The organism is Bradyrhizobium sp. (assembly GCF_035273305.1).
Classification (GTDB): domain Bacteria; phylum Pseudomonadota; class Alphaproteobacteria; order Rhizobiales; family Xanthobacteraceae; genus Bradyrhizobium.
The window spans coordinates 1-9640 of record NZ_DATEPI010000177.1; the positions used below are offsets into that span (position 1 = coordinate 1).

4 protein-coding genes and 1 pseudogene are annotated in these 9640 nt (G+C 61.1%); 3 read left to right on the forward strand and 2 right to left on the reverse strand.

What is annotated here, in order from left to right; all coding sequences use genetic code 11:
• Positions 1-165 precede the first annotated feature (165 nt).
• Together gltB and VJV58_RS12430 are read left to right on the forward strand one after the other, a co-directional pair.
• A complete protein-coding gene (gene gltB / locus VJV58_RS12425) occupies positions 166-4917 on the forward strand; it encodes a glutamate synthase large subunit (RefSeq protein ID WP_324137644.1) in 4752 nt (1583 codons plus the stop codon).
• 131 nt (positions 4918-5048) lie between these two features.
• Positions 5049-6488: a glutamate synthase subunit beta gene (locus VJV58_RS12430; RefSeq protein ID WP_324137645.1), complete on the forward strand. Its 1440-nt coding sequence runs from the start codon at positions 5049-5051 to the stop codon at positions 6486-6488.
• Between the two features lie 17 nt (positions 6489-6505).
• On the opposite strand, the gene VJV58_RS12435 is transcribed toward VJV58_RS12430, so the two are convergent.
• Positions 6506-8161, reverse strand: coding sequence for an outer membrane beta-barrel protein (locus VJV58_RS12435; RefSeq protein ID WP_324137646.1), 1656 nt, complete (start codon positions 8159-8161; stop codon positions 6506-6508).
• A gap of 227 nt (positions 8162-8388) precedes the next feature.
• Between VJV58_RS12435 and VJV58_RS12440 the strand changes: the two genes are divergently transcribed.
• Entirely contained in the window at positions 8389-9405 is a 1017-nt protein-coding gene (locus VJV58_RS12440) for a KpsF/GutQ family sugar-phosphate isomerase (protein WP_324137647.1), read from the forward strand.
• Positions 9406-9470: 65 nt separating this feature from the next.
• Here VJV58_RS12440 and VJV58_RS12445 read toward each other — a convergent pair.
• Positions 9471-9640: pseudogene (locus VJV58_RS12445) on the reverse strand (carboxymuconolactone decarboxylase family protein); the annotation flags it as partial.

Here is a 9640-nt window from a genome sequence, read left to right on the forward strand (position 1 = left end):
TGCCGAGAAAAGTGCAGGCAAGGGCCGTTCCTCGGGGACGTTGAACGCCCGGTCTGAATTCTGAAATTACGGCTCGCGGAGGACGAGCGGTGGCCCGGTGGGTGCCGCAGGACGCCCAAGGTGCGCCGACGAGGCGAGGCCGTTCGAGAGTTGAGAGGACGCGAGATGAGCGGGTCGGAGTTGGAGCGCAACGACGTCGTGACAGATGCGCTGTCGACGGCTCTCGATTCCAAATCGGCCGCCGCTCTGCACGAACTCGCATCCTGGCACGAGCATGACGGGCGTCCTTTGGCTGACGGCATGTACGATCCTGCTCTCGAAAAGGATTCGTGCGGGGTCGGCTTTATCGCCAATATCAAGGGCAAGAAATCGCATCAAATCATTTTCGATGCGCTCAATATTCTGTGCAACCTGGAGCATCGCGGCGCCGTCGGTGCCGATCCGCGCGCGGGTGACGGCGCCGGCATCCTGGTGCAGATCCCGCACGCTTTCTTCGCGCGCAAGGCGGCTGAAATCGGTTTCAAGCTGCCGCAACCCGGTGATCATGCGGTCGGCGCATTGTTCATGCCGAGAGAGGCGGCCTGGCGCAAGGTAATCAAGAGCATCATCGCCGATCAGATCAAGGCCGAAGGATTGGTGCTGCTCGGCTGGCGCGACGTGCCGACGGACAATTCCTCGCTCGGCCAAACCGTCAAACCCACCGAGCCCGCGCACATGCAGGTGTTCATCGGGCGCAACAGCACGGCCAAGACAGCTGACGAGTTCGAGCGACGGCTATACATCCTGCGCAAGTCGATTTCGCAGGCTATCTACCAGCGCCGCGACCGCGGCCTTGCCGGCTATTATCCGGTATCGCTGTCGTGTCGCACCGTCGTCTACAAAGGCATGTTCCTCGCCGATCAACTCGGCAAATATTATCCAGACTTGAGCGAGCCGGATTTCGAGAGCGCGCTTGCCCTCGTGCACCAGCGTTTCTCGACCAACACTTTCCCGACATGGTCGCTGGCGCACCCGTACCGGATGATCGCCCACAACGGCGAAATCAACACGTTGCGTGGCAACGTCAACTGGATGGCGGCCCGCCAGGCTTCGGTGCATTCGGAATTGTACGGCAAGGACATCAGCCGACTCTGGCCGATCTCCTACGAGGGCCAGTCCGATACCGCTTGCTTTGATAACGGCCTCGAATTCCTGGTGCAGGGCGGCTACTCGCTACCCCACGCCATGATGATGATGATTCCGGAAGCCTGGGCCGGCAACCCGCTGATGGACGAAGAGCGTCGCGCATTTTACGAATATCACGCGGCGATCATGGAGCCGTGGGACGGGCCTGCTGCGATCGCGTTTACGGATGGCCGCCAGATTGGAGCCACGCTGGATCGCAACGGCCTGCGCCCGGCGCGCTATCTCGTGACCAGCGACGATAGAATCGTCATGGCCTCGGAAATGGGCGTGCTGAAAATCCCGGAGGAGCAGATCATCACGAAGTGGCGACTGCAGCCGGGCAAGATGCTGCTGGTCGACCTTGAACAGGGCCGACTCATCCCCGATGACGAGATCAAGGCTTCACTGGCGCGCAGCCATCCGTATCGCAAGTGGCTCGACCGCACACAGATCGTGCTGGAAGAGCTGCCGGATGCGCCGATCCAGGGCATGCGCTCCAACCTGCCGCTGCTCGATCGGCAGCAGGCGTTCGGCTACAGCCAGGAAGATATCAACATCCTGATGACGCCGATGGCCTCAACTGGTGAAGAGGCCAACGGATCGATGGGCAACGACACGCCGATCTCAGCCTTGTCGGATCGGCCGAAGCAGTTGTTCACTTATTTCAAGCAGAACTTCGCGCAGGTCACCAATCCCCCGATCGATCCGATCCGTGAAGAGTTGGTAATGAGCCTGGTTTCGATTATCGGGCCGCGGCCGAACCTGTTCGATCTACAGGGCATGGCCGGCACCAAGCGTCTCGAAGTGCGCCAACCGATCCTGACCGATGCCGATCTGGAAAAGATCCGCTCGATTTCGGAAATTGCCGACACTCATTTCAAGTCGCGAACGCTCGACACCACCTTCCATGCCGGGCTTGGCGCGGCCGGGCTTGAACAGGTGCTCGATGAGCTATGCGCGCGCGCCGAAGCCGCCGTTCGCGAGGGCGTCAACATCATCATCCTGTCGGATCGCATGGCCGGCTCGGATCGAATCCCGATTCCCTCGCTGCTCGCCTGCGCCGCCGTGCATCATCACTTGATCCGCACCGGTTTGCGTACCTCCGTCGGGCTGGTGGTGGAATCTGGTGAGCCGCGCGAAGTGCATCATTTCGCTTGCCTGGCCGGTTATGGTGCCGAGGCGATCAACCCTTATCTGGCGTTTGAGACCATCATCGCACTGAAAGATCGGCTGCCCTCGGCGCTGGATGATTATGAAATCGTCAAGCGCTACATCAAATCGATCGGCAAGGGCCTGTTAAAGGTGATGTCGAAGATGGGGATTTCGACCTATCAATCTTATTGCGGCGCGCAGATCTTCGACGCGGTCGGATTGAAGGCGGATTTCGTCTCAAAGTATTTTGTCGGTACCCACACCCGGATCGAGGGGGTGGGATTGGCCGAAATCGCGGAGGAAACTACGCGCCGTCATGCCGACGCATTCGGCGATGCGCCAGTCTACAAGAACGCCTTGGATGTCGGAGGCGAATATGCGTATCGCACCCGCGGCGAGGATCACGCATGGACAGCCGAGTCCGTGTCGACGCTACAGCACGCGGTCCGCGGAAACTCGCAGGAGCGTTACAGGGCGTTTGCGAGAATCCTCAACGAGCAATCCGAGCGGCTTTTGACCTTGCGCGGCCTGTTCAAGATCAGGAGCGCCGAGGACGAAAGGCGGAAACCAGTTCCGCTCGATGAGGTCGAACCGGCCAGGGAGATCGTCAAGCGCTTTGCCACGGGCGCGATGTCATTCGGCTCGATCTCGCGCGAGGCGCACACGACGTTGGCGATTGCAATGAACCGAATCGGCGGCAAGTCCAATACCGGCGAAGGCGGCGAGGAGGCCGATCGGTTCAAGCCGATGCCGAACGGCGATTCCATGCGCTCGGCGATCAAGCAAGTTGCCTCCGGCCGCTTCGGCGTCACCGCCGAATATCTGGTCAACGCCGACATGATGCAGATCAAGATGGCGCAGGGAGCAAAGCCCGGCGAAGGCGGGCAATTGCCCGGCCACAAGGTTGACGCGACGATCGCAAAAGTCCGGCACTCCACGCCGGGGGTCGGCTTAATCTCGCCGCCGCCGCACCACGACATCTATTCGATCGAGGATCTCGCGCAGCTGATCTACGACCTCAAAAACGTCAACCCCGAGGGTCAAGTCTCGGTGAAGCTCGTCTCCGAGATCGGCGTGGGCACGGTTGCGGCGGGGGTTGCGAAGGCGCGCGCCGACCACGTCACCATCGCTGGGTTCGAGGGCGGCACCGGGGCCTCTCCCCTCACCTCAATCAAACATGCCGGCTCGCCCTGGGAAATTGGGCTGGCCGAAACTCACCAGACCTTGGTGCGCGAGCGGTTGCGCAGCCGCATCGTGGTGCAGGTCGACGGCGGCTTCCGTACCGGGCGCGACGTGGTGATCGGCGCGCTGTTGGGCGCCGATGAATTCGGCTTTGCCACCGCACCCCTCATCGCGGCGGGCTGTATCATGATGCGCAAGTGCCATCTCAATACCTGCCCGGTCGGCGTTGCCACGCAAGATCCCGTGCTGCGCAAGCGCTTTACCGGCCAGCCCGAGCACGTGATCAACTATTTTTTCGTTGTGGCCGAAGAAGTGCGCGAGATCATGGCCTCGCTCGGCTACCGCACGTTCAATGAGATGGTCGGCCAGACCCAGATGCTCGACCAGTCCACGCTGGTTGCGCACTGGAAGGCTAAGGGTCTCGACTTCTCCAAGTTGTTCGTCCGACAAAAAGAAGTGTCGGGCCAAAAGATCTATCACGCGGAAGCGCAGAACCATCATCTGGAGGCCGTGCTCGATCGCCGGCTGATCGACAACGCGCAGGCGGCGCTGGATCGCGGCGCGCCAGTGAAGATCGATATGGAGATCAACAACACCGACCGCAGCGCCGGGGCGATGCTGTCCGGGACGGTAGCCAGAATTTACGGCCATGCCGGCCTCCCGCACGATACCATCCAGGTGAGCTTCAAGGGCACCGCGGGCCAGGCGTTCGGCGCTTGGCTGGCGCGTGGCATCACGTTCGATCTTGAAGGCGAGGCTAACGATTACGTTGGCAAGGGATTGTCCGGCGGCCGCATCATTGTCAGGCCGCCGCACAATTCGGGTATCGTGCCGGAAGAATCCATTATCATTGGCAACACCGTGATGTACGGCGCGATCGAGGGCGAATGCTATTTCCGTGGCATCGCCGGCGAACGTTTCGCGGTGCGCAACTCCGGCGCGATTGCGGTGGTCGAGGGCGCCGGCGATCATTGCTGCGAATACATGACCGGTGGGATCGTGGTTGTGCTCGGTAAGACCGGACGCAATTTCGCGGCCGGCATGTCAGGCGGCGTCGCCTATGTGCTGGACGAGAGCGGCGAATTCCCCAGGCTCTGCAACATGGCCATGATCGAACTCGAGCCGGTGTTCTCGGAAGAAATGGTCAACGAGAATGCCTATCACGCGATGGGCGATCTCGAGGCTCACGGCCGGGTCGACGTGTTCGGTAATCTGCTGGAGTCTGATATCGAGCGGCTGCACATCCTGGTCACCCGCCACGCCAAGTTGACCGGCTCCAGGCGTGCCGCGGAAATTCTGGCAAACTGGAAACAGTGGCTGCCAAAATTCCGCAAGGTGATGCCGGTCGAATACCGCCGTGCGCTAAAGGAATTGAAGGCCAACGCCGACGCCGAGCCGAAGATCGCAATCGGGGCGTAGAGAAACAAACCTCATCCTTTGAGTCCGCGAAGCCGCTGTTCGCTTAGGATGAGGGAAGAGAAAATTCTAACGTCGTTCCAGCTGTGCGAAGCTGCGAATGACGAGCAAGTGTTCGGGGGCGCTGCGGCTTAATGGGCAAGATTACGGGATTTCTGGAGATCGAACGGCACGATCGCAAATACGCGCCGGTATCAGAGCGCATCAAGAACTATCGCGAGTTTGTCGTTCCCTTGAGCGAAAAGGAAACCCGCGATCAGGCCGCGCGTTGCATGAATTGCGGCATTCCCTATTGCCACGGCACCGGTTCGGTCGCGCCGGGCACACCGGGCTGTCCGGTCAACAACCAGATCCCCGATTTCAACGATCTGGTCTATCAGGACAACTGGGAAGAAGCATCGCGCAACCTGCACTCGACCAACAATTTCCCCGAAGTCACCGGGCGTATTTGTCCCGCGCCTTGCGAAGCTTCCTGCACGCTCAACATCGATGACAATCCCGTCACCATCAAGACGATCGAATGCGCAATCGCCGATCGCGCCTGGGATAACGGATGGGTCAAACCGGAAATACCGGCGCACAAGACCGGCAAGAAGATTGCGGTCGTCGGCTCTGGCCCGGCTGGGCTTGCCTGCGCGCAGCAACTCGCACGCGCCGGGCACGACGTGCATGTGTTCGAGAAATACGCCAAAGCCGGCGGCCTGCTGCGCTACGGAATTCCCGATTTCAAGATGGAGAAGCATGTCGTCGATCGTCGGGTGACGCAGATGGAAGCCGAGGGCGTGACGTTCCACTATGGCATCCATGTCGGCGCCGACGCGCGTGACATGCTGAACCAATATGACGCGCTGGCACTGACCGGCGGCGCGGAGGCCGCGCGCGACCTGCCGATTCCCGGCCGCGATCTCGACGGCATTCATTTCGCGATGGATTTCCTGCCGCAGCAGAACCGCCGCGTATCTAATGAACCGCTCGCCGGCGCCCCGGATATCCTCGCCAACGGCAAACATGTGGTGGTGATCGGCGGCGGCGATACGGGATCGGACTGCATCGGCACTTCGTTCCGGCAAGGCGCGCTCTCTGTTACGCAGCTCGAAATCATGCCGGCTCCGCCGGAGCATGAGGACAAGGGCCTGACCTGGCCGAATTGGCCTCTGAAAATGCGGACCTCGTCAAGTCAGGCTGAAGGCGCAAGGCGTGAATACGCTGTGCTGACGCAACGGTTCTCAGGCGAAAACGGCAAGGTCAAGAAGCTGCATTGCGTGCATGTTGACGAGAAGTTCAAGCCGGTTGCGGGAAGCGAATTCGAGATCGACGCGGAGCTGGTGCTGCTGGCAATGGGTTTCGTCCACCCGGTGCATGAGGGCCTGCTAAAGACGCTTGGGGTCGATCTCGATCCGCGCGGCAATGTGCGCGCCAACACATCGGACTATCAGACTTCGGTGCCGAATGTGTTCTCCGCCGGCGACATGCGCCGGGGCCAATCCCTCGTGGTCTGGGCGATCCGCGAAGGTCGCTTGTGCGCGCGAGCGATCGACCAGTTCTTGATGGGGGCGACGAACCTGCCGAGGTGAGAGCGCCGACAACGGCCTCAGTTCTGCATTCGCACGCCGAGCATCATCACCGTCGAGGCTGAACTCGCGCCGGCAATATTGGAGTTGAGGACATCGCGCCGCAGCGTGGCCTTGATCCAGAAACTTCGAGTCATCTTGTAGATCAAATCGCCCGCGACCGCGTAAGTGCGGTCGAACCGGTTGTCGCCTTGATACTGGTAGGTGCCGTAGGTGAATTTTCCAATCGCGGTAAGCCAGCGGCGAAAATCGTGGTCGACCTCGACGCTATAGATGTGCGTCAGCACGCCGGAAACCCCGGGGACCACGGTCTCGTCGATGGAGGTGGTGGAAGAGAATTTCGCCGTGGTCAGCGGCGTCGCCGTCCATACCAGTGAAGAAGCAACCAGCAGGCCCTGCAGCCGGTTCAGGCGAGGATCGACGTAGTCGCGCACGGCGTAACCGGCCGAGATTTCACCGGTCAGCAGCCGCGAGAACTCAAAGGACGAGCCGACCTTGGCATACCCGCCGGACGAATTGCGCTGGTAGCCATTGCGGTCGAACTGCAGATCATGCAAGCGGCTGTCGCCCTCGACTTCGCCGAACGGCTTGACGCCCGGCAACAAATCGTAGCTGACGCGGCCGACCCCACCGTACTGGTTGAAATTTCGATCGTCGTTGGTGGTCGATGTTCCATCTGTAAGTTTTGAATCGGTATAGGCGGTGCGGTCGATCGTGCCGCCAGCGGAAAGCTGCAGTCGGTTGAAAGTCTGGTCCGCGCCGAACGTGCCGCCGAGATTGCTGTAAACGGGATAGTTTGCCAGCCCGGCCTGGATGTTGGGGCTGCCGGGATTGTCGGTTGCGACACGCAACCTAAGCTGCGCCATTAAACGGGTATCGCTGCTGACATCGAGACGGCCGTCGATATGACCAGTGAAATCCGGCCGGTCGAGACTGGTCGGGGCCGAAGCAATGGTGCCGTTAGTGGACGGAAAGGTGTTGCCGTAACCCGTGAACGAACCTCTGAGATCGGCGACAACGGCGTGACGCTCCCAATCGGAGACTGCGAGAAGTTCCGGGGCCACTACGTAGAACGGCGATCCCTTTGCAAGGGTAATGCGAGCGGGATTGCTGTCATAGCCGCCACCCAGTTCGAGCGCCGACCTGATCAGGAAGCTGCCAGCGTAGTCGCCGACAGCGCCGAATGGATCGTCGTCGATTTTCAGCCTCTTGCGCGGCGGCTGTCCGATCACTGTGCCTGCCATTGCCGGGGCGATCGGCGGCGTGTGCGCGGCCTCCGACGTCGGCATCGAAAGCCGACCCGTCGGCATCGCAAGGACGGGCTTTCCGACACCGGCCAACAGTGTCGACTTGGCTTGGCCCGGGTACAATTTCTTGTTTTTGCGTGGGCGATTTAGCGAATCGAAGCCTGAGCCCGAAGCGCCGCTGGCGGCTGCTACATCAATCTGGCTGACACGCGAATTCGCGAGTGAACCCGCTTGACGGCGAACCCCGGGACCATTGAGCGGATCGCTCTTATCGGCGCGCCGGCGCAGTGGCGAATCGGACGGCCGCACGAACGCATCGCGCGTCGGACTGAACAGGTCAGGCGTAAGCGTTTGGGCGTGCAATGGACTCCGAGCGAGCAACATCAGCGCAAGGCACGGCAAAACCGCGCGTAAGGCGGTCACGCGCATGCGGCGGCCCGTTGCTGGACCCAACATCACGATTCAAATTACTCCAACAACTTCATAGGCTTGTCGGCCTGGTTCCGCGCCTCCGCGGCAAACGTGGGTTAATGGAGTTAAAACAATTATGGTTAATGAGCCGTTGAAGACCGCCTCTGCGCGTCGCGTCGCGAGAGGGGGCGTGCTAAGAGGGCTCGCGGCGCGAACGCATTGCCACCTCCCCTTCGGAATCTGAAATGGCTAATTCAAAACCGCTGATGGCAAAATCATCCGGGACAGCCGCGGATGCTGCTGTCCAATCGGCATTGCGCACGCTCGATGCGGGCATCAGCGGTGTCAGCGCGCTCACCGCCGCGCTTCAAGGCCCGCTCGGGGTCGCTTTTGCCGAGACAGTTGACATTATCCGCAATGCCAAAGGCCGCGTCATCGTCACCGGCCTGGGCAAGTCCGGGCATGTGGCGCGCAAGATCGCCGCGACGCTTGCTTCCACTGGTACGCCTGCCTTTTTTGTGCACGCCGCGGAGGCCGGGCACGGCGACCTCGGCATGATCACGCCGGACGATGTCATCATCGCGCTGTCGTGGTCCGGCGAGCAGCCGGAAATGAAAAACCTGGTCAACTATTCCAGCCGTTTCGCGATACCGATGATCGCGCTGACTTCAAGCGCAACGTCCTCGCTGGGCGAGGCGGCGCGCATCGTGCTCGAACTGCCGAAGGCGCGCGAGGCCTGTCCGCACAATCTGGCGCCGACGACCTCGTCGCTGATGCAGGCAGCGATCGGCGATGCGATCGCGATCGCGTTGCTCGAGGGCCGCGGCTTCACGGCGCTCGAGTTCGCGAATTTCCATCCCGGCGGCAAGTTGGGCGCGATGCTCAAATTCGTCCGGGACATCATGCACACGGGCGAGGCGATCCCGGTCAAGCCGCTCGGCACCCAAATGTCCGACGCGCTGGTGGAGATGTCGTCAAAAGGATTCGGCTGCGTCTGCATCGTCGACGCCGACGGCGATATCGCCGGCATCATCACCGATGGCGACCTGCGCCGTCACATGCGGCCCGACCTGATGACTGCACTGGTCGACGAGGTGATGACCAAAAATCCCCGGACGATTCCTCCGGGCATGCTCGCCACCGAAATGCTGGAGACACTCAACTCTTCCAAGCCTGCCGTGACCGTGCTGATTGTCGCCGAGGGCAAGAGGCCGGTTGGTATCGTTCACGTCCATGACGTGCTGCGCGCCGGAGTGGCGTAGCGTTCCTCCCAGCCGCCCTATTTCCATTCTTCCGAGTTCGATCACGTTGCCACAAGGCGGTTCGGCTAACTGCGGCGCATCGCAGGAAAACGCGCGGCTCCCTCCTCCAGCGGCAGAGCAAGCCCATTCGCGAAATATGAGACGGTGCGATAAAATCCGCAGAGCAGGATAATTTCAAAGATCTTCGCATCGTCATAATGCGCCGACATGGCCTTGAATTCCGCCTCGCTCAGCG

Excerpts from the sequence above, each read along its gene's own strand:
- gltB (WP_324137644.1), top strand. The coding sequence starts at position 166 with ATGAGCGGGTCGGAGTTGGAGCGCAACGACGTCGTGACAGATGCGCTG.
- VJV58_RS12430 (WP_324137645.1), top strand. The coding sequence starts at position 5,049 with ATGGGCAAGATTACGGGATTTCTGGAGATCGAACGGCACGATCGCAAA.
- VJV58_RS12435 (WP_324137646.1), bottom strand. The coding sequence starts at position 8,161 with ATGCGCGTGACCGCCTTACGCGCGGTTTTGCCGTGCCTTGCGCTGATG.
- VJV58_RS12440 (WP_324137647.1), top strand. The coding sequence starts at position 8,389 with ATGGCTAATTCAAAACCGCTGATGGCAAAATCATCCGGGACAGCCGCG.